Here is a 26,961-nt window from a genome sequence, read left to right on the forward strand (position 1 = left end):
ATCAGCGCGGAAGTTGATTGTCGCGTCGCGTGAATGGCCGCCACAGCACGACTTGGTCAGTGCGTTCGCCTCTGGTTCCTGCCTTGAGGGAGATCACTTCTCCGGCAGCACCGGCAGCGAACACTCGCCGCCCGGGTTTCGCCAGGAGTTCATCTGCGAGTGCGGCTTCAAGTTCGTGCACTCGGGAGGTGAGCTCACTTACGCGGTTTTCGAGATCGAGGATGCGTTTGATTCCCTCAAGGTTGAGTCCTTCGGCACTGAGGGCGCCGATCTCACGCAACTGCATCACGTCGCGCAGGGAATAACGCCGCGAACGACCGCTGGTTCTCGTTGGTGAGACGAGCCCCAGACGGTCGTACTGTCGCAGCGTTTGCGGATGCATGCCAGCCAGTTCTGCCGCAACAGCGATCGCAAAAGCTGGCGTGGACTCATCCATTGTCATTACCTCCTGGCTTTAGCCATCAGGTCATCCCGCGGGTTTTCTGCGGGCATTGCTTGGGTAAATGCTTCGAGGTGCGCATGTGCCGCTTCCGAGATGTGGCTCGGAACCGCCACTTGCACTTCGGCAAGCAAATCTCCGGTCGCTTTTGTCGTCGTGACACCGCGACCTTTTACTCGCAATACTCGTCCGCTCGGGGTTCCCGCCGCAACCTTCAACTTGACCGGTGTACCGCTCAAAGTGGGAACCTCGATGGTGGCGCCGAGCACCGCTTCCGCGAACGTCACAGGAACAACGACCCGAAGATTGTTGCCTTCACGTTCGAATACCGGATGCTTGCGAACCGTCACAGTGAGAACCAGATCGCCTGACTCCCCACCATTGATGCTCTGCTCGCCTTTGCCTTTGAGGCGGATCTTCTGCCCGTCACTGACCCCCGCAGGAATCTTGACGTTCATCGGACGACCGCCAGCAGGCTGCAATTTAATCGTTTCGCCATTAATGGCCGTAACGAAATCGAGCGTTGTGTTTGCCGCTAGGTCGCGACCCTTTGCTGGGCCGCCACGGAATCCCGCACCGCCACCAGGGCCGCCTTGAGCACCAAACATGCCACCCAAAAGATCTTCGAAGCTGGCACCAGACTGGCCACCGCCGTAGCGTTGACCGCCCGCGCCACCCGCACCGAACATGCCACCAAAGACATCCTCGAAGCCGCCGGACTGGCCACCCGCTTGAAAGCGAGCGCCAGAGCCCATAGCGCGAACCTGATCATATTCTTGGCGCTGTTCAGGATCGGAGAGCACCGAATGTGCTTCGCTGATCTCCTTGAAGCGAGACTCCGCTTTCGGATCTCCCGGATTTGAATCCGGATGAAACTGGCGCGCGAGTTTGCGATAGGTTTTTTTGAGGTCGGCCGCTGAGACATCTTTCGATACCCCGAGCACCTTGTAGAAGTCCTTGTCGAACCAATCTTGGCTAGCCACTACACGCCACCCCCGACCTATTCAGTAGGACCGGAGACAGCAACCCTCGCGGCACGAACAACGCGCTCACCAAGAATGTAGCCCGGCTCAACCACGTCAGCAATCGTGTTTTCGGTTGCCTCCGGGTCGTTCAAGTGAACTACAGCCTCATGGAAAGCGGGGTCAAAAAGTTCACCCTTCTCGCCAATCTTGCGAAGACCGAACCGCTCGAAACTGGAGTGAAGCTTCTGCGAAACCAACGCCAACGGGCTGCCATCGATAATGTCTCCGTGCTTATCTGCACGATCGAGATCGTCCAGGGCAGGAAGCATTGAACGGATGACGTCAGCGATAACCGATTCGCGGTTCGCTGCCCGGTCGCGCTCAACGCGCGTGCGGAAGTTCACCAGCTCAGCCTGTGCGCGCAACATCTGATCGCGCATGTCAGAAACCAGATCGCGGCTAGCGTCATCGAGCAGGCGCTGATCTTCAGCACTCAATTGCGACTCGGCACCTGCTGCCGGCTCGTCGTCTGCTTCAGCGTCAATCGACGCGTCAACGGTCTCGACGGGCTCGTCAGCAGCATCCGCTTCATCAGCGGACTGCCCCCCGGCCGCTGCAGAAGAATCTGCAGCAGCCGAGTCAGCCGCACGAATGTCACCGGTTTCCGGATCAACGCGACGTTTATCGCGAATCACCGGCTCCTGGTTCTCGTCGTGGTCTTTGTTCTTGTCAGACATCTACTTCTTGTCCGCGTCAGCTTCGTCGTCGTCAACCACTTCAGCGTCAACGATGTCCTCGTCAGAGTTCTCGTCAGCGGGAGCCTCTTCGCCTTCTGCAGCCTCAGGGTTTTCTTCCTGGTGCTTGTAGATTGCTTCGCCAAGCTTCTGCTGGCTTTCGGTCAGCTTGTCGAAGGCGGTCTTTACGGCCGCTTCGTCATCGCTTGCCAGTGCCGAGTTGAGCGCATCGACGTCGGCCTGAACCTCAGTCTTGACGTCTTCTGGCAGCTTCTCAGCGTTGTCGGTGATGAGCTTTCCGGTGGAGTACGCGAGCTGCTCAGCGTTGTTGCGAACTTCAGCTGCCTCACGGCGAGCCTTGTCTTCTGCAGCGTGCTCTTCGCCCTCGCGAACCATGCGCTCGATGTCTTCCTTCGAGAGGCTTGAGCCACCCGTGATCGTCATCGACTGCTCCTTGCCAGTGCCCTTGTCCTTGGCGGACACGTGCACGATGCCGTTAGCGTCGATGTCGAACGTGACCTCAACCTGGGGGATGCCACGAGGCGCCGGTGCAATGCCGGTGAGCTCGAACGTTCCGAGGTTCTTGTTGTCGCGAGTGAACTCGCGCTCACCCTGGAAGACCTGAATCGATACGGAAGGCTGGTTGTCATCCGCCGTGGTGAAGGTTTCGCTTCGTTTGGTCGGGATGGCAGTGTTGCGGTCGATGAGCTTGGTCATCATTCCGCCCTTGGTTTCGATACCGAGGCTCAGCGGAGTGACGTCGATGAGCAGAACGTCCTTGCGCTCGCCCTTCAGAACGCCAGCCTGGAGTGCAGCACCGACGGCTACGACCTCGTCAGGGTTGACACCCTTGTTTGGCTCCTTGCCACCGGTGAGCTTCTTGACGAGCTCAACAACGGCGGGCATGCGAGTCGATCCACCAACGAGCACTACGTGCGCTACGTCAGCGAGCTTGACGCCCGCTTCTTTGATGACGTCGTTGAATGGCTTCTGCACGCGCTCGAGGAGGTCTGCGGTCAGTTCTTCGAACTTGGCGCGAGAGAGGGTCTCGTCGAGGTTGGCTGGGCCGTTCTCAGTGAGCGAGAGGTACGGAAGCTGAATGCTTGCCGACATCTGCGAGGAGAGTTCCTTCTTGGCCTGCTCGGCAGCTTCCTTGAGGCGCTGCTTCGCGATCTTGTCGCCAGAAACATCGACACCGGTCGAGTCCTTGAAGCGCTGGATCAGGTAGTCAACGACGCGGGCATCCCAGTCGTCTCCACCAAGGCGGTTGTCGCCAGAAGTGGACTTAACCTGAATGGTCGAGAAGTCGTCGTCCTTGCCCACTTCGAGAAGCGAGACGTCGAACGTTCCGCCACCAAGGTCGAAGACGAGAATGAGTTCGTCTTCTTTACCCTTGTCGAGGCCGTACGCGAGTGCGGCAGCGGTTGGCTCGTTGATGATGCGCAGAACATTGAGGCCAGCGATCTCACCGGCTTCCTTCGTTGCCTGACGCTCAGCGTCGTTGAAGTAGGCGGGAACGGTAATTACGGCGTCGGTGACGTCTTCACCCAGGTACTGCTCGGCGTCGCGCTTGAGCTTGGCAAGCGTTCGCGCGGAGATTTCCTGCGGGGTGTACTTCTTGTCGTCGATCTCCACCTTCCAGTCAGTGCCGATGTGGCGCTTGACGGATGCGATGGTGCGGTCAACGTTAGTGACGGCTTGGCGCTTGGCGGTTTCACCAACGAGGACTTCGCCATCCTTAGTGAATGCGACGACGGATGGCGTAGTGCGCATTCCTTCGGCGTTTGCGATGACGGTGGGTTCTCCACCTTCGAGTACGGCAACCACTGAGTTTGTGGTTCCGAGGTCAATACCTACTGCTCGAGCCATGTGCTCTTACTCCTTTAAGCGTTTGAGTGTGCGAACTTGAGTCGCTTGGTATCAAGTTTCTACCTCCGCGGAGCGAGAGTCAAGCGGGCTAGCTGAAAGTTGAGTGTGTATGACTCAAGTGTGGAGGTCAGTCTTGAGAGATCGGGGCGTTGCGCTGCACACCATCCCGCCCGTTAACGGATAAAGCGCGGTGACTGCGCTAAGAGCTTTCGGCTCTTAGCGCAGTCACCGCGCCAACTCGCTGGTCGTGCCTGCTACTTACCCGAAGTTAGAGCGGACTGCCTTCCACCGCGGACCCGACGTCCTGGCAGGAGAAGCAACAATCCGCCAAGCAATAGCAGACCGGCGAGCGATGCTCCCAACGCAATGTTCGAACCCGTGAAGGCGAGCATCAGCGTTGTGAGACCTTGAATGACCGAGCGTGTACCGAAGGCCGGCAGCTCAACCGTTGACGATGTACCTGTTGATGGGCGGTAGTCCGCACTGACCGAACTGAGGTCGATCGTTGCCGTGTACGTTCCCGCTGGAAGTGTAGTCAGTTCCCACGCTCCATCAGCGTCGGTCGTCACCACAACCGTTACGGGGCCGTTGGGTCCGGCCCAAACAACGTTGACCTTCGCGTTCGGGATGCCGCGATCACCGCGGTCACGCACACCGTTGCCATTCGGGTCATCGAACACAATGCCGTTGAGCGTTGCACTACCGACCACAATGAAGTCCACATCGAGTCGAGTCTCACCCGCAGTCAATTCGGCTGTCGTTTCGAAGAGAACATCACCGTCAAGGTCAGCGTTGGGAACGAATCCCTCCGTCAACGTCGCAGGGTCGTATGACACTCGAACATCACCGGCGGGAAGTCCCTCTACGAGGTAGTTTCCGTTCACGTCCGTCGTGGTGGTCACGATCAGATCGTCAGCGGTATCGAACAGCCCGTCAGCGCCGGGACTCGTCACGGTCATCACGATTCCGGGAAGACCAGGTTCGTTTGTTCCCTGAACCCCATCGTTGTTCACGTCGAGCCAGAGCAGGTCGCCGACGCCCGCGTCACCGCGGTAGCCAAAGTCCTGATCGAAGTTTTCTTCGCCACCCCGCAAGGTGACCTCAGAGGTGTCATCGAAGCCAGCATCCGGGTCAGCCGTTGCCGTAAGGCCTCGTGGCAGTCCGCTCAAGTCGATCCGGAAGAGTCCAGAGGGGAGGTCTTCGAAGAGGTAGTTGCCGTCACTGTCGGTGCGCTGGGTCGACACCACATCGTCGGCGTTGCCCAGGATGCCATCGAGCCCCGCCCAAGTGAGCGTCACAAGAACTTCAGCAATTCCTGACTCGCTGGCGTCGACAATCCCGTCGCCATTCTGGTCGAGCCAGACGGTGTCACCGATCTTGCCGGTTCCGACGTAACCGAAGTCGATGTTGTCAAGATCGGTTGCCGCTGGAAGCACAACTGCTGTGGTCGAGTTCGGGCCAACGCCGGACGGTGTTGTCGCCGCCGTCGGCTGGTTGGTGCCAGCATCCGCGTCGAATGTCGGCGCAACGCCGCTCGGCAGAGTGTCGGTGTCTACCGTCACGGTGTAGCTGCCCTCTGGCAGTCCATCGAATAGGTAGTGGCCGTTGGCGTCAGTTGTCTCCACGAAAGTGACATCGTCGGTTCCGCCAGCAACGCCATCCGGACCGAACCAGACAAGAGTGACATCAATTCCCGGAAGGCCGGGCTCGCCGACATCCTGAACGCCATCCTTATTGAGGTCGAGCCAGACCGTGTCAGCAATGCTCGAGTCGCCGGCATAACCGAAGTCCTGACGGAGATCAGAATCGACCAGTGTCACGCGTGATTCTTCGTCTGGCGCGGTCGTTCCACTGTCGTTGTCGAAGGTCGGGCCGAAGCCAGCCGGTACTCCACTGACGACCTCGACAATGTAGTTGCCGTCGGGAATATCTGTCACAGTCCAGTTGCCGTTGCTGTCCGTCGTTGTTGTGAACTCGATATCACCAGCAGCGCCGGTTCCGCCAAGAACACCGTCGGTACCCAGGTACGTGATGCGGATGCCCACTCCGGACAGTCCCGGTTCGTTGCTGTCTTGCACGCCATCCTGGTTGCGATCCCACCACACGCGGTCTCCGATGACGGAAGTAACGTCGTAGCCGAAGTCAACGTCGGTGACGGTTTGACCGATCGTTAGCGATACGGGAGCTTGAGAGTCCTTGTCGCCATCACGATCGAAGCTGTTCGTCGCGCCTGCTGGCAGTCCGCCAGTGACGGCTACCGAGAAGTTTCCGGGCAGCAAGTTCGGGAAACTGTAGGCACCGTTACCGTCGGTCGTGGTTGTGAATACTCCGTCGTCACCGCCGCCGAGCACACCGTCTTCGCCGAACCAGGTGAGTTCAACGTCAGCGCCGTAGATTCCCGGCTCGGTTCCCTCTTGAATACCGTCACCGTTGCGGTCGATCCAGACGTAGTCACCGATGGCCGCGGTTCCCGCGTAGCCGAAGTCCTGGTTGACGCGATTTTGGCCGGCGGTCAGCGACGTCGTTGAGCTCGCGCTGGTTCCACCATTGGGATCGGAGACAACGACATATCCGGTGGGCAGGTCGCTGACAGTGACAGTGTAGGGACCGGCAGGAAGCAGGCCGACCGTGTACTTGCCATCGTCATCCGTGGATGTCGTGTAGGTGATGTTGTCGGCCGTCGTGGAGAGATCCCCATCGAGTCCGCCGAAGACAGCCGTGACGGTCGCGCCAGGCAAGCCGGGCTCGTTCGCGTCGTGAACGCCATCCTTGTTTTGATCGAACCAGACGAAGTCACCGATCGAACCGGTTCCCGTGTAGCCGAAGTCGACGTCTCGCTTCCTGTCGTTCTCGGCGAGGGTGCCCTGCCAGATGCCGTTAGGCGTCACGGTGGTGCCATCGAGGTCGTAGCTGGGGGTCATTCCCGCGGGAAGAGTGGAAGCATCCACGGTCACTCGGTAGAGACCACCTGGCAGTTGGTTCACAAGGTACAGACCGTTTTCGTCTGTCGTGCGAGGGAATGTCTCGTCGTCAGTGTTGCCAAATATTCCGTCGGCCCCGGCGTAAACAACGGTCACCTTTACACCCTCAAGGGCGGGCTCGCCTGCACCCTGAACGCCGTCATTGTTGACGTCGAACCAGAGGTAGTCCCCGATGGACGCAAGGTCGAGTTCAACGCTCACGACATCCGGAGTCACGTCGTCGTAGTCCTTGTAGTCGATCGTCGAAACCTGATCACTCGGTGCAACACCGAAGTAGTGCGGCACGTCGGCAGTATTGATGATTTCTGCCGAAGCAACAATCTCGCTCGTCTCGTCAACGACCGGCATCGTCACCGTGTACTTGATGGTTACGCTGGCGCCTGCAGCGATGGGGCCTGCGATTTTCCAACCGAGCGTTCCGTCTGACGGAGTGATATCGGTGGGCGTGACGCCAACTACCCCTGCGGAGGTAAAGCCGGTGACTCGAGCATCCGGGGTGTCCGTAACCGTCACGTCATAGGCGGGCGAGTTGCCGGCGTTGGTAACGACAATCGTGTACTCAAGAGACTCGCCTGGCTTGGCACGACGAGTGTCGGTGTCACCGACCTGGCCGGCGACATCCTTATCAATGGTTAGGCGCGGTTCGAGAACGGCGACATTCGCGGTCGATGGCGTCCCTACGCGGTCGAAATCGGTCGGCCCTGGAACGGTTGACGGCGTTCCCAGCTGCTTATTGGTGTCGTTCCAGTAGGGACGAACCGTGTTTGTCAGGGTGTTGCCGGATGCTGCAGCGGTAGTCACGATGCCGGTGTAACGAATCGTGACGACACGTTCGTTTGCCGAAGCGGGGTCAATGTCACCGAGGGCAAAACCAATCGTGCGGTCCGTAGTCGACGGAGTGCCGATAAGTTCGGCATCCACTTGATCACCGGAGCCACAATCGACGCCAGCGACAGTGCAGGCGGAGTCAAGGAACTGGCCGAACCGAACGTTGGTCGGCATGGTGTCGAGTGCGGTCACGTCGTAGGCGATTACCGACTTCGGGATCGTGACATCAACAGAGTAGGTAATGACTTCACCGATGGTGCGCGACGATGGCGTTGCACTCTTGCTGACGCCGACTTCGGGGGCGCGCAGTGTGAGTTCGTCGTTGTCCTTATAGCTTGCCGAACCCGTCGTTGAAGTCGAAGTGCGTTCGTTGGCGTCACTGCCGGCAATCGAGGTCGTCGTGACATCCACCGAGTTGACGATGGTCGCGCCGCTCAAGAGCGGGTCTACTACGCGAGCGCTGTACGTCAAGTTGGGCCCGGAACCGGGAGCCATGCTCGCAATCGTGAATGTGATCGTGCGTGCTGCTTGGTCCCACGCGCCGCCACCGGGCAACGTTTGACTTGTCGTCACAGGATTGTTTGCGACATCGACTGGCTGGATCGTGGTTGGCACGTGGTCGATCACAGTGGTGTCGTGAGCGATCGATACATTCGCCGCGCTGCTATTGCGCACCGCAAGCGTGTACTGCACGATCTGACCAGCCACGATTCGACCCGATACCGCGTTGCTGGTCTTCGAGACCGACACGCTGGGCTCAACAATGCGAATGCTCGCATTGTTGCTCGTTGCGGTCTTGGTGGATCCGCTGACAGGCTGCCAGCTAAAGCTTGCGGTGTTGTTAATCAGGTTGCCGCGAACGGGGCCGGCAGCATCGAGAACACGCACGGTGATCGTGAGAACGACGGGGTCATCGCCACTGTTTGGAGAGTTCACGTAGTTGGCCCCGACGAGCGCCCTCACCGTTTGTCCGCTGACCACCGCATTTTGGCTCGGGCCGCCGTTCACCGTGAAGGTGGGCGTACCGACGATCGTAAAGCGGTTGCTAATCACGTCAGTGACCGTCGGATTGACGTACGCCGAGGAGCCCTCAGGGATCGTCGTCGTCACGGTATACGTGATGGTCTCTCCGATAGTGGCCTGGCCTGCACGATTATTGCTTGCTTCATTGATTGATGTAGTCGCAGCTTTCACAAGGGTGGGAAGGCGAAGGTTTGCCGACGCGGTGTCTTTAGCCTCGACGCTGTTGGCCTTGACTTCGAGGTCAGGGTCGATGTTGTTGACGGGGAAATATTCTTGCGTACCTCCCATGTTGGTGACCGCATCGTAGGTGCGCACGCCAGCGGTGTTGACGAAAGTGTCTCCCGCAGCAGAATCGGCCGGAGTGATGACGTCGTAAGTCACGGTGTAGGAACCACCGGCAGCGATCGTGGGGATGGTCCACTCAATCGTGCGCGGAAGCGATGCCGCGGCTCCACAGACACCGGCGTCGGTGATGTTTTCCACATCGGTGCATTCGAGCAATGACGGAAGGTTGTCTCGCACCGAAACGTTGGTGGCGGTCTGGCCTCCCGTATTGGTCACCACAACGGCATAGGTCACTCGATCGGTTGCTTGCACCGCGAGACTGTTGACGGGTGCACTCGGTACCGGCGTCTCGTTGAGTTCGATGATGCCCTTCGAGAGCGTCACCACCGGCTTCTCGACGAGCGTGTCTGCACTGTCCCGCAGCTGGAAAACATCACCAGCAGTGTTCTTGTACGTCATTTTCATGAGGTTCGACACGATGTCGCCATCGGTGACCGCGGCAGGATCAGTGATCTCGGCCGTCACCAGCACCTGGAAGACCGTTCCGGCATCCACATCTCCGACATTCCAAGTAAGCAAACGCGACTTGTCGTTGGGGTCTTGGGCAACGAAGGTTGAGCCAACTGTGTTTAGCGGGGTCGTAGCGTAGTCAATAAAAGTGAAGCCTGCTGGCAAGAAGTCATTCACAACGTTGTCGAGCGTGTCGAGGCGGCTCGGGAACGTGACGGTCAGTTCGTAGCAAACCCAGTCGCCCGGGTGGAATGCGTTCGTGGCGAGGTCATCCTTGAATTCAAGACCGCTGACGTTCTCACAGGTGTCTGCCATCGGCTTCGGCTCAGAAACTCGCTTCGTTAGCGTGATGCCTTCAGCCTTCTGGCTGGCACTTGACGTGTCGACGATGGCAAGTTCTGTGGTCGTGGTGTCGTTGTCGGTGATGACAGTGGCGGATGTCGCGAGGTCGACGGTGTTCGTCCACGAGTCGTTTGAGCTGACCGGGCGCTCAACGCCTCCGGCTCCTACGAGGCGGTAGGCGGCGCGCGTCGACGTGAAGACCGTTATTTCTCCACTGCTCGACGCCCCGTCAAACGCTGCGGCATCCCACGACACGGTGAGGGTTCCATCGGCATTCTCGGCAGGGCCAGAGGTTGGATCAGGAATGCTGCCCTCGAAGTTGAGCCCGTCAGGAATCGTGTCAGTGATCACGATCGAGCCGGTGGAAAGAGCATATTCAGACGACTGGTACTTGAGCGTCCAGACGCTGTTTGAACCCTGCGTGATGCCAGTCTCGTCAACAGTTTTCTGAATTGACACGTCTTCAGCGGAAACAGTGGCGGTGGCTTCATCGGTGTAGACCACAGCGTCGCCGGAATAGGTACCACTCGTTACGGCGTAATTAGTGAGTTGCTGCTCGTCATAGGTCAAGGCACCCGTGTTGTTGTCGAGGTTTGCCGTAGCTTCGCCATCGAACGCGACGTTCTCACGTAGCGGTATTGCGGCCGCATACCGAATCGTGATGACGCCATCGGTGGCGAGCACGCCAGGAATAGTCCACACAACCTTCGTGTAGACGGCCTCAACTAGAGGGCCAGCTCCGTCTGGGTCAACGACGACGGTGCTTGTGGTCGGAACGAGGCCAGCACAGTCCACGCCGCTCGGGAAACTTGCCGGAAGGATGCGACCGGAACCGTCATATTCTTCGGTGTCGACTGCGCTGTTGTCTGCTGCCGCGCATCCGAGGAATTCAAGGCCAGCGGGGAGGTAGTCGGTAACGGTGAAGTCAGAGCTTGAGTTGACGCCGTTGTTGGTGACGGTGAGCTCATAGACCGTCTGGTGATCGTGGACACCGCGAAGCAGCTCAGACTCGGGGCTCGATGTCTCTGCCTTGTCAAGAACGAAGGGAACGAGCGTGGTGCTCGATTCCGCGCTTCCGCCCACGTCACGCGAGCTCTCGATGACCGCGCCAGTGAGCGCGTCGAACTTCACCAGAGTGCGCTCATTGGTGTTAGCGAACGCTTCAGCAACACCCGTGAATGTGTCGCCGACGTCGTAACGGGGCATGTCGTACGAGAAGGAGTAGGTCAATGAGACGACGGCGCCAGACGACAGGTCGGCAACGTTGTTCCAGATGAGCTTGGTGGAGCCTCCCGCGAGCGCAATCTTTTGCGGTTCGCCGTAGGCAGAGTTTGTTTCCAGCGTTGCCCCAGCGGGCAGAATGTCGGTGAAGGTCAGGTTGTAGGCGTTGGAACCCGATGTTTGCTGTGCCGTGAGCGTCACTGACACGTCACTGCCGTACAACGTAGTCGCACTCACCTGCCGGTTGAGGTCGACAGTGATGTCCGCGGGCGCGGCGGTAGCAGCCTGCGCCGGGACGGTGATGCCCGCAGCTAGGAGGGCAGCAATAAGTAGGGAGCGCAGCAAAAACTTCACGGGTAAGGCCTTAATTTTTCCGCGGTGGAAACAGAGAGAATCCACACTGTGTCGGGTTGATCGGTGCACACTGGCCAATGTCGGGGGCCAGATATAGAGATCTTTAGCAACGATAAGACGGCAAACGTCCCCCGAAAAGCCCACCTAGTGGGGTACACAGACTTGTCTACCGTCCCCCGAGCTGTCCTCACTAAGCGGGACCGGGACGAATGTGGCCAAAAATTGCCCAGTTAACGCAATTGTTTACCCCGCACCACTAGCCTGTTCGCATGACGGACAAGACTCCCGACAACGAGGTCCCCAGTGTTCCTGCAGTTCCTCGCGTCGCAAATACCCGGGCGATCGGCACAGTAGGGCAAGGTCTCATCGACGACTCGCCAATCCCCAAGAGCCGGGTTCGCGCCTGGGCACTGTGGGATTGGGGCTCCGCAGCGTTCAACGCTGTCGTCACAACCTTCGTCTTCAGCACCTACCTCGCAAGTGGATTGTTCATCGACCCGGAGGTTCTCGCCGCAGCCGGAGATGACACCAAGAACCCAGCCCTCGTGCTCGCGAAGGCAAACAACACGACCGTCATCTCGGGTGCGCTCACTATCGCCGGTGTGCTCGTCGCGATTCTCGCTCCCATACTCGGACAGCGCTCGGATGGCTCTGGTCGCCGCAAACTATGGCTAGCCATCAACACCGGCCTCGTCGTGCTCGCAATGGGAGCGATGTTCTTCGTCGCCCCCGTGCCCTCCTACATTTACCTCGGTGCCGCACTACTCGCCGCTGGGAACATCTTCTTCGAGTTTGCGAGCGTCAACTACAACGCAATGCTCGTGCAGGTCTCGACACCACAAACAGTTGGCCGCGTCTCGGGCTTTGGTTGGGGCATGGGCTACATCGGCGGGATCGTGCTGCTGATCATCCTGCTCGTGTTGTTCATTCAAAACTTTGGAAGCGAGACCGGCAACGGACTGCTCAATGTGCCTTTTGGTGCGGATGGTGGAGCCCTCGATGTGCGCTACGCCGTGCTCGCCTCAGCCGCGTGGTTTGCCATCTTCGCGATCCCCGTACTGATCGCCGTGCCCGAGATCCCTGCGGGTGCACGCGAAAACCGAGTGAGTTTCTTCGCGAGCTACGCCAAGCTCTTTGGCACTATCACGACTCTCGCCAAGAAGAGCCCCCAAGTGCTCATGTTCCTTCTCGCCAGCGCAGTCTTCCGTGATGGCCTTGCCGCCGTCTTCACCTTTGGCGCCATCATCGCAGCGCAAGTCTTCGGGTTCAGCCCAAGCGAAGTCATTTACTTCGCTGTCGCTGCCAACCTTGTCGCCGGAATTGGAACCTTCATTGGCGGATGGCTCGATGACAAACTCGGTGCCAAGAACGTGATCATTGGCTCACTTGCTGGACTCGTGATCGCCGGCCTTGCCGTGCTGTTTGTTGGAGACGCCAGGACCGGGTTCTGGATCGCCGGCCTCTTTCTTACTCTCTTCGTCGGGCCGGTGCAGGCAGCGAGCCGCAGCTTCCTCGCTCGCATCACCCCGGTGGGGCGCGAAGGTGAAATCTTCGGCCTCTATGCCACAACCGGTCGCGCCGTCAGCTTCTTGGCACCCGGCCTCTTCACCCTCTTTGTCACCATGACCGGCGACACACGCTTCGGAATCATCGGAATCGTGATCGTTCTCCTCGCCGGGCTCGGGCTCATGCTCCCCGTGAAAGCGAAGCAATCGGTCATCGACTAACTCGGGGCTGAGCGTTACGACAAAGTTTGCCGGTCGGGTCCGAAAATCGCTGGCGCACGACATCGCGTCGGGGGATGCTTGGCTCATGACCGAAAATGCCACCACCCCCGCCGCCCGCGCAGAACTGTTGCGCTCCCTTCACGTGCCAGGGACTCCCCTCATCGTCTCCAACGTGTGGGACGCCATTACCGCCCGCATCGTCGCCGAAGCCCCAGGAGTGCGCGCCCTCGCGACCGCAAGTCATGCGGTGAGTTTCGCGCACGGTGTGCCAGACGGCGAAGGACTCACCATCGAACAAGCGTTGAATGCGGCATCCGTCATCTGCAACGCCGTTGAGATTCCCGTCTCCGTCGATTTTGAGAAAGGCTACGCCGCGGATGCCGCCGGCGTTCAAGCAAACGTCGAACGATTGATCGCAGCCGGAGCATCCGGGATCAACATCGAAGACAGCTCGGGCCCAGCCAAGGCTCCACTCTTCGACCTCCCCCATGCGACAGCTCGAGTTGCTGCCGCCCGAGCCGCCGGAAACGCAACGGGCGTACCGATCGCAATCAACGCCCGCGTAGACGTCTTGGCTGGAGGCGGTGAATGGGATGACATGGTCACCCGAGCAAACGCCTACCTGGCCGCCGGAGCTGACTGCATCTTCGTGCTCGGGCTCAGCGATGAAGAAAAACTTGAACGTGCACTGGCCGAGATCTCTGGCCCGATTTCCGCAATCGGAGGACCAGGCTACGTTTCGTTGAAGCGCCTCGCCGAATTGGGAATCGCCCGCGTCAGCTTCGGTCCGCGCACCCTCGGCCTCACCCTGTCGCACCTGCAGGCGGCAGCAACTCAATTGACGGCTCTCGGTGACTATCCTGACGAACTCGGCTTCTCGTACTAACAAATCGCACACGGACGACCCCAGTTGGTGGGGCGAAGCACGCTACTCGTGTTTTGCCTCGCCCGCCTCGGCGTCCTCAGGAGTAATGTCAGTTCATGGACACGCAACAACCCATCAGCTACTGGGTGAAGCACGTCGACCGGATCATCGACGAGCTATTTGCCCTCACCCTCGAAGAGCACGGCATCACTCGTCGGCAGTGGCAACTGCTCGTGGTGTTATCCAAGGGGCCCGCCGGAGTTGCCCTTCTCGACATCGAGATCGCTCCTTTTCTCAACTCTCCTCGAGCGGCGGTTCCGCCGACCCAAGATGCACACACGAGCTCACTTGAGTCGCTGCAAGAACTTGTGGAAAGCGAATGGCTCACCACAGACGGCTCCCTCTACGAACTCACAGAACGAGGCCGCGGAGTTGTCGAACGGCTCGCCGCCGTAATTGCCAAAGAGCGCACCAAAGCGACCGCGGGGGTCACACCAGAGCAGTACGAAACAGCCATTACGGTGCTCGAGACGATGGCAAAAAACCTGAGCACTCAACGCGACGGCGCTGCCCCGCCAGCCAGCTAACGAAAGCAGTCAACAGAGAGGTCCTACAGAGCGGGCTAGCGGATCAGGGCCCACCAGATCAGCAGCATCGTCACGAAGAACCCTGTGACGAAATTGAGGGCCAAGAAGTTTTTCCAGCCACGGTTTGCTGACTCGGCTGTGGCATCCGTGATGTTCCAGAATGGCGCGCACATTGCCGCATAGGGAAGCACGAGGATTGCCCCGAGCGGGCCGGGCCACGCAGCGAAGAGCAACAGGATGCCACCAGCAAGATAGGCGACAACCGCAAACCGGGTCGTAGCGCGCGCCCCAATCACCGTCGCGATCGACGAAATTTCGGCAGCGCGATCAGCGAGCACATCCTGCACAGCACCGAAAGCGTGTGAGGCGATTCCCCAGAGGAAGAACGCCCCCAGCACTGCCCACAGTTGGGGAGTGACGGCGGCACCGGTAAGCACGAGGGCGTAAATCGCTGGCGACACAAAATGAGTGCTCGACGTGAGCGAATCCAAGAAGGGCCTCTCCTTGAACCGCAGCCCCTTCGCCGAATACGCGACAACCGCGAACATGCTGATAAGCAACACCAACCACGACAGCGGGTTGCCGACAATGACGAGATAGGCGATAAACGGGAGCGTCGAGACGGCGGCAGCGATGAGCGTTGGCCGGTGCATCCGAGGGTCAAGCAATGCACCCTCTACGCCTCCCTTTCGCGGATTACGCAAGTCAGATTCGTAGTCGAACACATCGTTGATGCCATACATCGCCAGGTTGTAAGGCACGAGAAAGAAGATGGTGCCCAGCACGAAGGTGAGGTCGATCGCCCCGGTCGTGAGGTAGTAGGCAGCCGCGAACGGGAACGCCGTGTTGACCCAGCTGAGGGGACGTGATGAGAGGAACAGATCCTTAACCATTGTGGGCCTCCGGATTCGCGGGAGAGTCTACGGTTTTCGCGGGCGCTGTAGTTGTTGCACCGGAACCACGGCGCGACCCCAACAGCATCCACAGACACGGCAACCCCACGACGGCCGCGATTGTGTAGGCGAAATCTTCGAGCGGAGCAACACCGATGAATGCACCGCTGATGGCGTCAGGGCTATAGCCGACAAGGCCCACGGAGATCATGACGTTGTCGAAGATGGCGGTCATGATGAGCAGGATGCCCGCTGTGACCGCGATCGCGCGCCACCCCGGCGCACGTCGAGTGGCGACTGTGACGACGGCGAGCGCCGTGACGATCGCAAGAAATACTGCATTGAGCAGCCAATAAGTCACGCCGCACCCACTCTCGTGCGGGTGAGAGCGCCATAGACGTTCATAGTGAGATAGCAGAGCAGCGTGAGGAAGAAGATCTCCTCGAGAGGAACCTCCGGAGCCACCAGCAGTCCCGTCATGAAGTCGGTTTCACCACGGAAAAAGATGCCGAGGCTAACCCCCAGCAGGTCCCACACAAAGAAGAAGATCACGCCCACCACCAACACCACTGTTGCCCGACGTGCATCCCGCCAAAAGAACAGCGTGAAACGGCGATCAAGCACCACCATGCCGGTCAGCGAAATCAGCAGCGCAACAAGGTAGAGAACAATCACGGCTAATCCTGTGCGGAGAGGGGCTCAGGAAGTGGACCGGGTGAGGTGTCTCCCCGCAGTCGCTTGATAAGCACCTCGGCACTGATGAGACACATAGGCAGTCCGATGCCGGGGATGGTGGAGCCGCCAACGTAGTACAGGCCCGTGACCTTTTTGCTCACGTTGCCAGCGCGGAAGAATGCGCTCTGCTTGAGAGTGTGGGCGGGACCGAGTGCCGTACCTCGCCACGCATTGAGGTCGGCAGCAAAGTCGCCAGGACCTACAGTTCGGCGAACAGTGATGCGATCGGCGAAATCAGGGATGCCAGTCCAATCGCCGATTTGTGAAATCACTGTGTCGGCAAGCTTCTCAATGCGAGGGTCGCCATCGCCACCAATCTCGCCCCGACCGATCGACGGATCGGCGGGAATAGGCACAAGAACAAAGACATTCTCGAAGCCATCGGGGGCAACGTTGGGGTCAACACCGCTCGGCTTGCAAATGTAAAGCGAGGCCGGTTCCGGCACCTTCGGCTCAGTACCGAAAATCGCCTCAAACCCCTCTTGCCAGTCCTTCATGAACAACAGCGTGTGGTGTTCAAGCTCAGGCAGTTCGCCCTTCACTCCCAAGTACAACAGCAGGGCACTTGGCCCGGGCGTCTTCGATTGCCAGTACTCGGCCGGATAGGTCTGCTCGCTCGACTCCAGCAGAGTGGTTTCGGTGTGGTGGAGATCGGCGGCCGAGACGACAATATCGGCGGTTAGGGTGCGTGACGTTCCTGCAGCATCGACGTATTCGACACCGGTCGCGACTCCGTCAACCGTCGTAATGCGGGTGACCTTCGCATTGGTACGAATATCGACTCCGGCGGCGCGCGCAATGTCGGCGATGCTCTCGATGACGCGCGTGAATCCACCCATCGGGTAGAGAACTCCGTCAGCCAGATCGAGGTGACTCATGAGGTGATACATGCTGGGCGTCAGATACGGCGACGATCCCAAAAACACTGCTGGGTAGCCCAAGACTTTGCGCAGACGATCATCCTTCACCGTGCGCGCGACCAGTCGCGAAAGCGGTTCGATGAGCAGACGGATGAAGCGGGCCGCCTTTGCCAATACCTCTTTCGTTGCGCTCGTGCGCAGGTCAGCAAATGACGTATATAAGAAATATTGCTTAGCTAACTCATACGTTTCTTCTGCGGACTTCAAGTACTTCTGCATGCGCACGCGCGAGCCAGGCTCAATGCTCTCAAACAGCGCAAGGTTCTCGTCGAGGTCCGTTGAGATGTCGATGGGGTCTGCTTCACCCTCGAAATACACCCGGTAACCGGGGTCGAGGGTTACAAGTGACAGTTGCTCTTCTGCACTGGTTCCCATGAGTTTGTAGAAGTGGTCAAACACCTCAGGCATCAAGTACCACGAAGGGCCGGTGTCGAACCGGAAACCATCGTGTTCCCACGACCCCGCACGACCGCCAACAGCAGGCAAGCCCTCCAGAATCGTGACCGAGTGCCCCTCCTTGGCGAGAAGCGCAGCGCTCGAGAGCCCCGCAATACCGCCACCGATTACAACAACGTCACTCATACTCGAGGACTCACCCCCATCGCGGCAGCCGCAGCCAACCGCAGTTTCACAACATCAGGAACGCGCACACGGGTGCGCACTAACTCGCTGGCCGGAGTCGCCCGGATGCGTTTCGATAGCTGAGCGAAAAGGGAATGCGCGAGCGCAACAGCCTTCCTGCTGCTCGGCGGCAGTTCAGAACCGATCGCCGCATCCCGCAAATCGTTATCGAGGTCATCGAGAAGCCGAACTTTTTCTTCTTCAGTGAAAGTCGCAACATCGATGCCAGGAAAGTAGCTTCTGCCGAGGGTCTCGAAATCGTCGGCAAGGTCACGCAAGAAGTTGACCTTCTGGAAGGCAGCGCCCAAAGCGCGTGCACCGTGTTCAAGCTTGGCCCGCTTGTCATCGGTGACATCGTGACCGTGCAAGAACGCACACAAGCACATGAGCCCAACGACCTCAGCTGAGCCGTAGACGTAACGCTCGAAACTTGCCTGGTCGTGCACTTTCTGACTCAGATCCATGCGCATCGACTCAAAGAATGGAGCGGTGAGCTCTGCACCAAACGACACTTCGCGTGCGGTGAGAGCAAAAGCATGCACGATGAGGTTTGAACTGAACCCCTGCTCCATCGCCAGTTCAGTTTCGCGCTCAAGTTCAGTGAGCTGACGCGAAGTAGAAATCAGGTCAAGGCCAGCTTCTTCTGCCCCGCCGTCAACGATCTCATCGGCAATGCGCACCAAGGCATAAATGTTCTCGACATGTTGGCGAACATCAACGCCCAAGAGCCGCGAAGCCGCAGAAAATGACGTGGAATAGCTGCGGATGACGATGCTCGCAGCATCTTCAGCGACGCGGTCATACAGTTTGAGTCTGGTGCTCACGCGCGCCGACTTTCCAGCGCCCTGCACACGACAGTTAGGCTGTATTCACTGCGGCACAGTGCGTGCGGCATTCCGAATCTATCCACCTAGGCAGACTATCGCGATCATGAGCCAATTCCCTGAGCAGGTCGTACTTCTCTCAAACACAGGTGAGCACATCGGTGTGGCAGATAAAGCTCTCGTGCACACGACAGATACCGCGTTGCACCTCGCGTTTTCGTGCCACGTCTACAACGCGACTGGTCAGGTTCTTGTGACGCGTCGCGCGCTGTCAAAGCTCACCTGGCCCGGAGTCTGGACCAATTCCTTTTGCGGACACCCCGCTCCCGGCGAAGACATAACTGACGCGATCATCCGACGCGCCCAGCACGAACTCGGAATCACCGTCAGTGATGTACAGCTCGTGCTGCCCGATTTTCGTTACCGCGCCGTTGACTCATCCGGCATCGTCGAGAACGAGATCTGCCCCGTCTACCGTGCAGTGACCACGGATGCCGCAGCCCCGAACCCCGAAGAGGTCGCCGAATTCGATTGGGTTGACCCCCAGTCGCTGCACACTGCTGTGGCAGCGACACCCTTCGCGTTCAGCCCTTGGCTTGGCTGGCAGTTGGAGCAGCTCGACGCTAACTAGCCCCCGACAGAACCCGCATCATTCGCCCGCACATCGGTGCGGTGGAAGTTCTGAAAACTGCGGCTCGCCGTCGGGCCACGCTGGCCCTGGTAGCGCGAACCGTACTGGCCAGAACCGTAAGGCGATTCAACGGGAGAGCTCGTCTTGATGAAGCACAACTGCCCGATTTTCATGCCCGGCCACAACTTGATCGGCAGCGTTGCCACATTGCTGAGCTCGAGGGTGACGTGACCCGAGAATCCGGGATCAACGAAACCCGCCGTGGAGTGGGTGAGCAAACCGAGTCGCCCAAGCGAGCTTTTGCCCTCAAGGCGAGCGGCGACGTCATCGGGCAGAGTCACGAGCTCGAAAGTGGAACCAAGCACAAACTCGCCGGGGTGAAGAATGAACGGCTGGTCGGCATCCACTTCCATCAAGTGGGTGAGGTCTGGCTGGTCGACCGCCGGATCGATGAAGGGGTACTTATGGTTATCGAAGAGGCGGAAGAAGCGATCGAGCCGCACATCGACACTCGATGGTTGAACCATGTCAAGATCGAGCGGGTCGAGGCCAATACGGCCAGAGGCAAGTTCGGCCCGGATATCGCGATCACTGAGAAGCATGGCCTAAGACTAACGAAACCCGGCCCGATAATTGCTCAAACGAGCAAATGTTTACGGCCGAAAACTCGGGATCGCTCGCAAGCTGGCGCCGCGAAGGTCACTCGAGTCGTGCAGGTCGAGTGAGCGCGATGCGCGATGCCGCGACATCCGCCGCCGTCTTGTCAATCAGTTCTTGGAAAGTGTCGCAGCGAACCATGGCGCGAAGCCAGGCGTGCACAGTTAGCTCAATTTCGGATCCATAAAGGTCGGCATCAAAATCGTGGATGAAGGCTTCGACTCGGCGATCAGTGACATCGTCGAAAGTGGGGTTGGCTCCAATGCTGATGGTCGCACCATGGCGCGTAGTTGCCGGCGGAAAACTGACCCAGCAGGAGTAGACACCATCCTCAGGAAGAGTTCCCGGACTGTTGACCTGCACATTGGCGGTGGGAAACCCCAGTTCGCGCCCCCGTTTGTCACCATGGACGACTGTGCCGCGAAAGGTTAGCGGCGGGGAATCTTCCATGGGGAACCCACAATCGGTGGTTGATCGCGCAAGCAGCGCTGACGCGGAAGACAAGGGGCCCTCAGAGTGCGCGGAACTGGCTGAGGTGAAAGACCAAAGGAGCGACTTCGGGGAATGCTTCGGAGTGGATGACTTCGAGCGTAACGATCTCGTGGTCTCCGCCATCGAAACTGTTGCGAATCTCACACTCGAGCCACAGTGCAGCGCCGTTCATGTGGATTGCTCCGCTCTCTGTTGCTTTCCAGTCCGTGCCCGTAAAACGGTCACCGGTACGAGAAGCGAGGTTTCGAGCGGTCTGTTCTTGATCGGCACCAAGCACGCTGAGCCCAACTCTGGTGGCTCGCGCCAGCACCGGCCAGGTGGCGGAGGTGCGGGCGGGGCAGACGGCGACGAGCGGCGGTTCGAGCGAAACTGAGGTGAAGGAGTTGACGGCGATGCCGACGGGTTGGCCATCCACGACAGCGGCGAGGGCGATGACCCCTGTCGGGAAGAGGGAGAGTGCGCGGCGGAGCGCAACTTGGGGCGTGACTTCTTCCGCGGCGGTCTTTGTGGACATGAGCGGACTCCTTTGCTTGAGATGTTCACCCAACCGGCTAGTTAGTCAAGTTTGAACATAGGACTACATGTTATTCATTTTTGATCATATAAACAAGCGAGTTCCTTCCCGACGGCCGCAATCCGTGGCTTACGATTGGCGTCATGTCGACGACAACTCGCTTGGTCGTGCTCGGCGCTGTGCACCAGTTTCAGCCCGTTCACGGATACTTTCTGCGCCGTGAACTCATGACCTGGCACATCGACGAATGGGCCAACATCCAACCCGGCTCTATCTACAACGCACTGCGATCGCTCACAACTGACGGCTACCTTGCCGAGAACGGCACCGAAACCGCCGGCAATCGCCCCGAACGAACCACCTACCGGGTGACCGAAGAAGGTGAAGTCGAACTGTTGCGGATGCTGCGCGACACTCTGTGGACGGTAGAAGTCTTCGACACCAAACCCGTCATGGTGCTCACTTCCTTCATGTACGCCCTCCAGCGCGACGAAGTGCTTGATGGGCTCGAACACCGCGTGACCGAAATCGACGCCCGCATTGCCAGCAACGCGTACCACATTGGTGATGTTGCGACCTCGACGTCGACTCCCGCCTACGTGCGCGAAATCTTTGAACTCGCGACCGCGCGATTGCGCGGCGAACAGCAGTGGGCTCGAGACGTGATCGGTCGCATCCGTTCCGGCGACTACATTTTCGCCGGCGAAGATGGCGACCGTCCCACTCGAACCACTACCGACTAGCTCGTTACTTCGGCCACGGCCGTCGCGCGATAGGCGGCGCCCGGGTGGTCATCGCGAAGCACCGAATCGTCGGTGCCCAAGAGCCGTTCCCGCAGAGTCGGCGCGTCATATCCTTCGCCGGCGACTCCACGCTCCCGCAAAATCGGTAGCACCTGCTCAATGAAATCGATCGTCGATGTCGGCTGAATCATCGGAGTCAACAAGAACCCATCGAGGTCGGCGCCGTCAGCGAGAGCGATCATTTCGTCCGCAATCTGCTCCGCAGTACCAATGAAGGGTTTGCTGCGCACTCCGTTGCCGTGCCATTGCGCGAGAACATCGCCAACGGTCTGGTCTCCGAAGCGAGTAACTTGCGTCTGCGAAAGCTCAGTGTGGAGTTCTTTCATTGGCGTCGCCGGGTCGAACGACGAAAGGTCTAGGCCCGTAAACCAGGCATAGGAGGCCACGGCAACGTCCGGGCTTTCGGTATCCCGCACGGCGTCGTACTTTGCGCGCGCTTCATCGGCAGTCTCACCGATTACGCAGGTGAACGCCGACATGACCTTGACCGAATCCGCAGCGCGACCGTTCTTCACTGCTTCTTCACGAATGGAGGCGACCTGCTCAGCTATCTTCTCGACCGACCCGCCTCCGAGGAACACCGCTTCGCCGTGCTTGCCGCCGAACTCGCGGCCACGTGGCGACGTGCCCGCCTGAAAGAGCACCGGGGTGCCCTGCGGCGAGTACGAAGAGTTTCCGTAGCCGTGTGACGTGAAGTACGGGCCATCGTGCTCGATGCGGTGCACCTTGGCGGGGTCGGCGAAGCGACCGTTCTTGTCGCGCTCGAGCGCATCGCGCTCCCAGGCTCCCTCCCACAGCTTGTAGACGACTTCCATGAAGTCATCGGCCATGTCGTAACGCTCGTCGTGCGCCACCATCGGAACACCAAACGCCTGCGACGCCGTCTCGGCGGTTCCCGTCGTCACGACGTTCCACCCGATGCGGCCACCCGAAAGGTGGTCGAGGCTCGCGATGCGGCGAGCAAAGGCGTAGGGCTGTTCAAGAAGAGTGGATCCCGTGAGCACGAGTCCGAGGTTCGTGGTCGTCGAGATCAGGGCAGCAGCCAGAATCGCGGGGTCGAGTCGTGGCAGGTCGAGGCCCTCGACCGTACACACGTCTGGACGCTCACCGTTGACATCGGCCCAACCCCAAGCATCCGCCAAGAACATGAAGTCGAAGCCAGCCTCTTCGCAGATGGTCGTGATTTCACGCCAGTAGTCAAGGCGGTCGAACATGTCGCGTTTGTTGTCGGGGTGACGCCAGGTGGACGTTCCCGAGTCGTTGGCCTGGGGGTTTTCGAATAGACCGAAGCGAAGCTTCTTCATGGTGAAACCTTTCGTGGTGGTGAAAAAGTCTGATTGTGGTGAAAAAGGTCAGAGTGGTAGCGGGAAAAGGTGGGTGGAGCCGAAAGCTAGCGGCCGACGGCGGCTCCGTCGCTCCACCAGAGCACTCGCTTGCGAACGAGCGCGAGGAGAGAAATCAGGATGACTCCCATGAGGCAGAGCAGCGCGATGCTGGCCCAGGTGACCGGCAGGTTGGCTTGCGCAGCAGCGATCGTGACGAGGGATCCGAGCCCCGCCTGTTGACCGGCGGCGACGAACTCTGCAACGGCTGCACCAACGATCGCGAGCGGAAGCGCAATGCGCAGTCCCGCGAACACGTAGGGCATTGAACCGGTGAAACGCAGGTCGCGGAAGATCTCCCAGCGGCTGGCATGCAGTGTCTTCATCACGTCGAGAGCGCGGTCATCCACATCTCGCAGCCCGGCAAGCGAATTAACGAGCATGGGGAAGAACACAACGAGCGCCGTAACGATGAATTTAGGGGTCATACCGAAGCCGAACGCCACGACAAGAGCGGGAGCGATCGCCACGATCGGGGTCACCATGACAACAACCACTAGCGGCATGATTGCGCGCTCCATGATCTGAAACTCCGCCATGATGATCGCCAAGATGAACCCGGCGAGGATGCCTGAGCTTGCACCCACCAGAACCTCAAGGCCCGTCACGAGCATGTTGGCCCAGTAGGTGTCGGCGTCTTTAATCAGGCTGACCCAGACTTGGTCAATCGTCGGAATCACGTAAGGATTGGCGATCGCAGTGACCTGCCAGAGCGCTGCAGCAATAACAAAAGTGATCAGAGCAGGGGCCCAGTTGGCCCAGCTCAGATTTTGCTTGAGCTTTGCCGTGGCGAGCGGCGAGAAGCGGCGTCCGCTTGCACTGGTCGCCGCTTGAACTGCGAGAGCTGACGTCTCTGTCGTTGACATGGTGTCCTCGTTTTTGCGTGACTTAGGCACTCTTTTGCCCCATCACTTCGCGGAGTGTTTGACGCACGTGACCTTCAAGGTCGCGGAACTCGTCGGTCGCGTACACGTCGATCGTGCGGGGACGCGCCAGGGGAACATCGATGATTTCGGCAATGTGGCCTGGATGCGCTCCCATCACCACGATGCGGTCGGAGAGCATGATCGCCTCAGGCACCGAGTGGGTGACGAACATGACGGCCTTGCGGTTGGACTGCCAGAAATCGAGCAGCCCCAGCCGCTGAGCGTCACGGTTCATCTCATCGAGTGCCGAGAAAGGTTCGTCCATGAGCAGCACGCTCGGGTCGAACACGAAAGCACGGGCAATGGCGACGCGCTGCTGCATTCCCCCTGAGAGCTGGCCGGGGTACTTGTCGAGCGCGGCACCCAACCCGAACGACTCCAGAATTTCGCGAGGGTCGCGAAGGTTGCGGTTCGCATTCGCTTTCGGATTCACCGTCATCGGCAGTCGCACATTGTCGAGCACAGTCCGCCAGGGGAGCAGCGCCGGCGACTGAGGAACAAGACCAATCATTTTGTTCTTCGTGGCCGCAGCGACTGTCATCCCGTCTACCATCACTGTGCCGCCGTCAACGGGCAAAAGACCCGCGACAGCTTTCAGCAGTGTGGACTTGCCACAGCCACTCGGGCCGATGACGGAAACGAATTCGCCCATCTTTATCGAGAGGCTCACGTTATTGAGCACGAGCGTTCGAGCCCCATCGGGCCCGAAGCTCTTAGAGACGTTCTCAATATGAACGCCGGCGTGTGGCTGTGCGGTTTCCACAGTTACTCCCTGAGTTGTGAAGCCGGATGCCGCACCGGGTGGGTTGGTGCGGCATCCGAGCGGGGTGGTCGGGTTAGTTGCCCGGCCAGATCAGTTCGCCGTCTGCATAGAGATCAGCGACGAGCGTTTCATCCATCATGTCGGTGATAGCGGGAAGATTGTCGACGTTGCCGAACTTCTTGACGAGTTCGTATTCGGCTTCCCAGTCATTAGCAGTCTGGGATCCAGGGAGACCGCTGTTGCTGTCCTTGACCCACTGAGATTCCACATTCCAGGTGCGTTCGAGTTGATCGCGGGGGAAGGCCGAACCTTGACCGTTGTCTTCGGCGAGCTGGGCGATCATGTCGATGCACTCGTCGGAGCTGTCGAGGCAGAACTGCAGGGCGTGCAGCGATGCGCGCATGAAGTCGGCGGCGACTTCGCGGTTCTCTGCGAGGAACTCAGAATTGACTTCCATAACGTTGTAGGTGCCTTCAACACCCACGTCCGACGGGAAGAACTCAGTGAACGGCAGGCCTTGAGCGCGAAGGTTCTCGGGCTGGTTCGAGGCGTAGCCGACGATCGCATCGACCTGTCCGCGAGTGACCACGGTGGGGTCGTAGTTGGTCATCTTGATCAGTTCGACCTTGCTGACATCGACGTCAGCGGCATCCAACATGGCGGATGCGATCGGAGTGAGGTTGATGAAGTACCCGAGCGAACCACCTTCGAGGTCCTTGAGGCTCGTGATTTTTTCGTTGGCGAAGATCGAAAACGGCGGGGTATTGCCGTAGGTCGCAACCGCGGTGAGGTTCTTGCTGTTTGCTGCGGCGAGCATGACATCGGATGCCGAACCGAGAGCGGTGAATTCGGCTTGTCCCGAGGAGACGAGCTGTTGTCCGTTCGCGCCGGAGGCGTTGATTTCTACGTCGAGGCACAGGTCCTTGAAGTAGCCGAGCTCTTCGGCGAGGAATACATCGAGCTGACCAGCGCTGGCCGAGTATCCGTATCCGGAGATGTAGGTGATGGTGCCCACCGCGGCATTGCGGTCGCAGGCTTCCTGAGATATCAGGAGATCGCCGGCGTCGGGCGTGGATTCTTCTGCAGGGGCTGTGCAGGCGGAGAGCGTGAGTGCTGTTACCAAGAGTCCTGCGATGCCGAAGCCTCGCAATTTCTTGGAATCAAGAGGTGTAGTCACTTGGATCCAGGTTCCTTCCTAGGCCGTATCCGTCATTGGATGGCTAGACAAAACGTACATGATCAAGATTGACTGTGCAAATTTTATCTAGCCAATTTTCGAGGCCGCGGAATGCAGGCGAGTTTCAACACGCGTGATGCGGAGGGGTAGACAGTTCGCGCGGCGACGGTCGCAACTAGTACGTGCGAGTGGGGTTCGCTGCGCGCACTTCGTTGAGTGCACCATCTGCGATGCTCGTCGTGAGTTCACTGCTTGATCCTGAGGAGTGAATCCACAGGTCGCCAACGAAGTAGTGAGTATCTACGTTGGTGCCCACGAGGTTTTCGCCGGAGAGTTCGAGTTTAGTGACACCGTCGACGGTGCTGCCAAGGAAGCCAGCAGCGAGGAGGGCGGTCGTGAGGTTCTCGGCATCAACTTCAGTGATGTCTGTGACGGTCAACCCGAAACCACCATCAGAGTTAGGAACGCCCCACACGCAGTGCTTGGCAATGGACGCATTCGACGAGGCCGCAGCGACCTCAGGCAATTCGTAGCCGTAGATCGGCACCGAGTCATCGTCGTTCAGCACTTCGGTGGAATCGGAGAAGATGCTCTTGGCTGTACTCAGAGGCAACAAAGTTTCACAGCCAGGGATGATGAGGGGTTCCGGCGTGGGCAGCGGGGTCGAGCTAGGTGCACTCGTTGCTGGGGTCGGGCTTGGTGAGGTGGCGGTCGGCGCAGAAGGCGCACAGGCCGCTAGCGCGAGTGTGAGCAGAATTGCGGATGCCGCAGCGGTGGCCGCTTGCGTGCGTGAACGAGTCACTGCCGCGCCGACGCTCTTGCGTGTCTTCATGCCAGCAGGTTAGACCCACCGATATCTCTTGCACAGACCTGCGCTCGAATTGTGATGAATG

The 26,961-nt window shown here is 59.2% G+C and carries 23 protein-coding genes; 5 read left to right on the top strand and 18 right to left on the bottom strand.

The features are described 5' to 3' along the window. Window position 1 precedes the first annotated feature (1 nt). The 5 genes from ACOH1Z_RS07090 to ACOH1Z_RS07110 all read right to left on the bottom strand — a co-directional run bounded on the left by ACOH1Z_RS07090 (window position 2) and on the right by ACOH1Z_RS07110 (window position 11,551). Entirely contained in the window at window positions 2–436 is a 435-nt protein-coding gene (locus tag ACOH1Z_RS07090; RefSeq protein WP_449647742.1) for a heat shock protein transcriptional repressor HspR, read from the bottom strand. Window positions 437–441: 5 nt separating this feature from the next. Then, window positions 442–1,422, bottom strand: a complete 981-nt coding sequence (locus tag ACOH1Z_RS07095; protein WP_449647743.1) for a DnaJ C-terminal domain-containing protein — start codon at window positions 1,420–1,422, stop codon at window positions 442–444. A gap of 17 nt (window positions 1,423–1,439) precedes the next feature. After that, window positions 1,440–2,141: a nucleotide exchange factor GrpE gene (locus ACOH1Z_RS07100; RefSeq protein ID WP_449647744.1), complete on the bottom strand. Its 702-nt coding sequence runs from the start codon at window positions 2,139–2,141 to the stop codon at window positions 1,440–1,442. Further along, complete coding sequence (gene dnaK, locus ACOH1Z_RS07105; RefSeq protein WP_449647745.1) at window positions 2,142–4,007, bottom strand: molecular chaperone DnaK; 1,866 nt, start codon at window positions 4,005–4,007, stop codon at window positions 2,142–2,144. Between the two features lie 254 nt (window positions 4,008–4,261). Then, window positions 4,262–11,551 (bottom strand): SdrD B-like domain-containing protein, encoded by a 7,290-nt coding sequence (locus ACOH1Z_RS07110; RefSeq protein ID WP_449647746.1) that lies wholly within the window; start codon window positions 11,549–11,551, stop codon window positions 4,262–4,264. Window positions 11,552–11,820: 269 nt separating this feature from the next. Between ACOH1Z_RS07110 and ACOH1Z_RS07115 the strand changes: the two genes are divergently transcribed. The 3 genes from ACOH1Z_RS07115 to ACOH1Z_RS07125 all read left to right on the top strand — a co-directional run bounded on the left by ACOH1Z_RS07115 (window position 11,821) and on the right by ACOH1Z_RS07125 (window position 14,730). Next, on the top strand, window positions 11,821–13,278 hold the full coding sequence (locus ACOH1Z_RS07115; protein ID WP_449647747.1) for an MFS transporter: 1,458 nt from the start codon (window positions 11,821–11,823) through the stop codon (window positions 13,276–13,278). Between the two features lie 85 nt (window positions 13,279–13,363). Continuing rightward, entirely contained in the window at window positions 13,364–14,164 is an 801-nt protein-coding gene (locus tag ACOH1Z_RS07120) for an isocitrate lyase/PEP mutase family protein (RefSeq protein ID WP_449647748.1), read from the top strand. Between the two features lie 95 nt (window positions 14,165–14,259). After that, window positions 14,260–14,730: a MarR family winged helix-turn-helix transcriptional regulator gene (locus ACOH1Z_RS07125; protein WP_449647749.1), complete on the top strand. Its 471-nt coding sequence runs from the start codon at window positions 14,260–14,262 to the stop codon at window positions 14,728–14,730. Window positions 14,731–14,765: 35 nt separating this feature from the next. Here the strand turns inward: ACOH1Z_RS07125 and ACOH1Z_RS07130 are convergent, their stop codons facing one another. Genes ACOH1Z_RS07130 through ACOH1Z_RS07150 form a run of 5 tightly spaced genes read right to left on the bottom strand, consistent with a single transcriptional unit; the run spans window position 14,766 to window position 18,723 of the window. Then, window positions 14,766–15,623, bottom strand: coding sequence for a prenyltransferase (locus ACOH1Z_RS07130; RefSeq protein ID WP_449647750.1), 858 nt, complete (start codon window positions 15,621–15,623; stop codon window positions 14,766–14,768). Further along, window positions 15,616–15,984: a lycopene cyclase domain-containing protein gene (locus tag ACOH1Z_RS07135; protein ID WP_449647751.1), complete on the bottom strand. Its 369-nt coding sequence runs from the start codon at window positions 15,982–15,984 to the stop codon at window positions 15,616–15,618. The genes ACOH1Z_RS07130 and ACOH1Z_RS07135 overlap by 8 nt, the downstream gene beginning before the upstream one ends. After that, complete coding sequence (locus tag ACOH1Z_RS07140; RefSeq protein ID WP_449647752.1) at window positions 15,981–16,298, bottom strand: lycopene cyclase domain-containing protein; 318 nt, start codon at window positions 16,296–16,298, stop codon at window positions 15,981–15,983. Before ACOH1Z_RS07140 ends, ACOH1Z_RS07135 begins: the two co-directional genes overlap by 4 nt. 2 nt (window positions 16,299–16,300) lie before the next feature. Continuing rightward, a complete protein-coding gene (crtI, locus tag ACOH1Z_RS07145; protein WP_449647753.1) occupies window positions 16,301–17,860 on the bottom strand; it encodes a phytoene desaturase family protein in 1,560 nt (519 codons plus the stop codon). Further along, window positions 17,857–18,723 carry a phytoene/squalene synthase family protein gene (locus tag ACOH1Z_RS07150; RefSeq protein ID WP_449647754.1) on the bottom strand — a complete coding sequence of 289 codons (867 nt, stop codon included), beginning with the start codon at window positions 18,721–18,723 and terminating at the stop codon, window positions 17,857–17,859. The genes crtI and ACOH1Z_RS07150 overlap by 4 nt, the downstream gene beginning before the upstream one ends. 106 nt (window positions 18,724–18,829) lie before the next feature. Here ACOH1Z_RS07150 and idi point away from each other — a divergent pair, with 106 nt between their 5' ends. After that, window positions 18,830–19,354, top strand: coding sequence for an isopentenyl-diphosphate Delta-isomerase (gene idi / locus ACOH1Z_RS07155; RefSeq protein ID WP_449647755.1), 525 nt, complete (start codon window positions 18,830–18,832; stop codon window positions 19,352–19,354). Here idi and dcd read toward each other — a convergent pair. The 3 genes from dcd to ACOH1Z_RS07170 all read right to left on the bottom strand — a co-directional run bounded on the left by dcd (window position 19,351) and on the right by ACOH1Z_RS07170 (window position 21,017). Further along, complete coding sequence (gene dcd / locus ACOH1Z_RS07160; protein WP_449647756.1) at window positions 19,351–19,956, bottom strand: dCTP deaminase; 606 nt, start codon at window positions 19,954–19,956, stop codon at window positions 19,351–19,353. The two genes, idi and dcd, sit on opposite strands and share 4 nt — an antisense overlap. Before the next feature lie 97 nt (window positions 19,957–20,053). Next, window positions 20,054–20,461, bottom strand: coding sequence for a riboflavin kinase (locus tag ACOH1Z_RS07165; RefSeq protein WP_449647757.1), 408 nt, complete (start codon window positions 20,459–20,461; stop codon window positions 20,054–20,056). A gap of 61 nt (window positions 20,462–20,522) precedes the next feature. Continuing rightward, window positions 20,523–21,017 (bottom strand): flavin reductase family protein, encoded by a 495-nt coding sequence (locus ACOH1Z_RS07170; protein WP_449647758.1) that lies wholly within the window; start codon window positions 21,015–21,017, stop codon window positions 20,523–20,525. Between the two features lie 143 nt (window positions 21,018–21,160). Between ACOH1Z_RS07170 and ACOH1Z_RS07175 the strand changes: the two genes are divergently transcribed. After that, on the top strand, window positions 21,161–21,760 hold the full coding sequence (locus tag ACOH1Z_RS07175) for a PadR family transcriptional regulator (RefSeq protein ID WP_449647759.1): 600 nt from the start codon (window positions 21,161–21,163) through the stop codon (window positions 21,758–21,760). Here the strand turns inward: ACOH1Z_RS07175 and ACOH1Z_RS07180 are convergent. The 5 genes from ACOH1Z_RS07180 to ACOH1Z_RS07200 all read right to left on the bottom strand — a co-directional run bounded on the left by ACOH1Z_RS07180 (window position 21,757) and on the right by ACOH1Z_RS07200 (window position 26,900). Further along, on the bottom strand, window positions 21,757–23,124 hold the full coding sequence (locus ACOH1Z_RS07180) for an NtaA/DmoA family FMN-dependent monooxygenase (RefSeq protein ID WP_449647760.1): 1,368 nt from the start codon (window positions 23,122–23,124) through the stop codon (window positions 21,757–21,759). The two genes, ACOH1Z_RS07175 and ACOH1Z_RS07180, sit on opposite strands and share 4 nt — an antisense overlap. A gap of 86 nt (window positions 23,125–23,210) precedes the next feature. After that, a complete protein-coding gene (locus ACOH1Z_RS07185) occupies window positions 23,211–24,068 on the bottom strand; it encodes an ABC transporter permease (protein ID WP_449647761.1) in 858 nt (285 codons plus the stop codon). Window positions 24,069–24,090: 22 nt separating this feature from the next. Further along, the gene (locus tag ACOH1Z_RS07190) at window positions 24,091–24,891 is read right to left on the bottom strand and encodes an ABC transporter ATP-binding protein (RefSeq protein WP_449647762.1); all 801 of its coding nucleotides are present in this window, start codon (window positions 24,889–24,891) and stop codon (window positions 24,091–24,093) included. 73 nt (window positions 24,892–24,964) lie between these two features. Further along, window positions 24,965–26,068: an ABC transporter substrate-binding protein gene (locus tag ACOH1Z_RS07195; protein WP_449647763.1), complete on the bottom strand. Its 1,104-nt coding sequence runs from the start codon at window positions 26,066–26,068 to the stop codon at window positions 24,965–24,967. Window positions 26,069–26,243: 175 nt separating this feature from the next. Beyond that, the gene (locus ACOH1Z_RS07200; protein WP_449647764.1) at window positions 26,244–26,900 is read right to left on the bottom strand and encodes a hypothetical protein; all 657 of its coding nucleotides are present in this window, start codon (window positions 26,898–26,900) and stop codon (window positions 26,244–26,246) included. Window positions 26,901–26,961 lie beyond the last annotated feature (61 nt).

The sequence above is a fragment of the Rhodoglobus sp. genome (assembly GCF_053580035.1).

Bases quoted from the DNA above. Each gene is read 5' to 3' on its own strand.
- ACOH1Z_RS07090 (WP_449647742.1), bottom strand. From the start codon at position 436: ATGGATGAGTCCACGCCAGCTTTTGCGATCGCTGTTGCGGCAGAACTG.
- ACOH1Z_RS07100 (WP_449647744.1), bottom strand. From the start codon at position 2,141: ATGTCTGACAAGAACAAAGACCACGACGAGAACCAGGAGCCGGTGATT.
- dnaK (WP_449647745.1), bottom strand. From the start codon at position 4,007: ATGGCTCGAGCAGTAGGTATTGACCTCGGAACCACAAACTCAGTGGTT.
- ACOH1Z_RS07115 (WP_449647747.1), top strand. From the start codon at position 11,821: ATGACGGACAAGACTCCCGACAACGAGGTCCCCAGTGTTCCTGCAGTT.
- ACOH1Z_RS07120 (WP_449647748.1), top strand. From the start codon at position 13,364: ATGACCGAAAATGCCACCACCCCCGCCGCCCGCGCAGAACTGTTGCGC.
- ACOH1Z_RS07125 (WP_449647749.1), top strand. From the start codon at position 14,260: ATGGACACGCAACAACCCATCAGCTACTGGGTGAAGCACGTCGACCGG.
- ACOH1Z_RS07130 (WP_449647750.1), bottom strand. From the start codon at position 15,623: ATGGTTAAGGATCTGTTCCTCTCATCACGTCCCCTCAGCTGGGTCAAC.
- crtI (WP_449647753.1), bottom strand. From the start codon at position 17,860: ATGAGTGACGTTGTTGTAATCGGTGGCGGTATTGCGGGGCTCTCGAGC.
- idi (WP_449647755.1), top strand. From the start codon at position 18,830: ATGAGCCAATTCCCTGAGCAGGTCGTACTTCTCTCAAACACAGGTGAG.
- dcd (WP_449647756.1), bottom strand. From the start codon at position 19,956: ATGCTTCTCAGTGATCGCGATATCCGGGCCGAACTTGCCTCTGGCCGT.
- ACOH1Z_RS07165 (WP_449647757.1), bottom strand. From the start codon at position 20,461: ATGGAAGATTCCCCGCCGCTAACCTTTCGCGGCACAGTCGTCCATGGT.
- ACOH1Z_RS07170 (WP_449647758.1), bottom strand. From the start codon at position 21,017: ATGTCCACAAAGACCGCCGCGGAAGAAGTCACGCCCCAAGTTGCGCTC.
- ACOH1Z_RS07175 (WP_449647759.1), top strand. From the start codon at position 21,161: ATGTCGACGACAACTCGCTTGGTCGTGCTCGGCGCTGTGCACCAGTTT.
- ACOH1Z_RS07180 (WP_449647760.1), bottom strand. From the start codon at position 23,124: ATGAAGAAGCTTCGCTTCGGTCTATTCGAAAACCCCCAGGCCAACGAC.
- ACOH1Z_RS07185 (WP_449647761.1), bottom strand. From the start codon at position 24,068: ATGTCAACGACAGAGACGTCAGCTCTCGCAGTTCAAGCGGCGACCAGT.
- ACOH1Z_RS07200 (WP_449647764.1), bottom strand. From the start codon at position 26,900: ATGAAGACACGCAAGAGCGTCGGCGCGGCAGTGACTCGTTCACGCACG.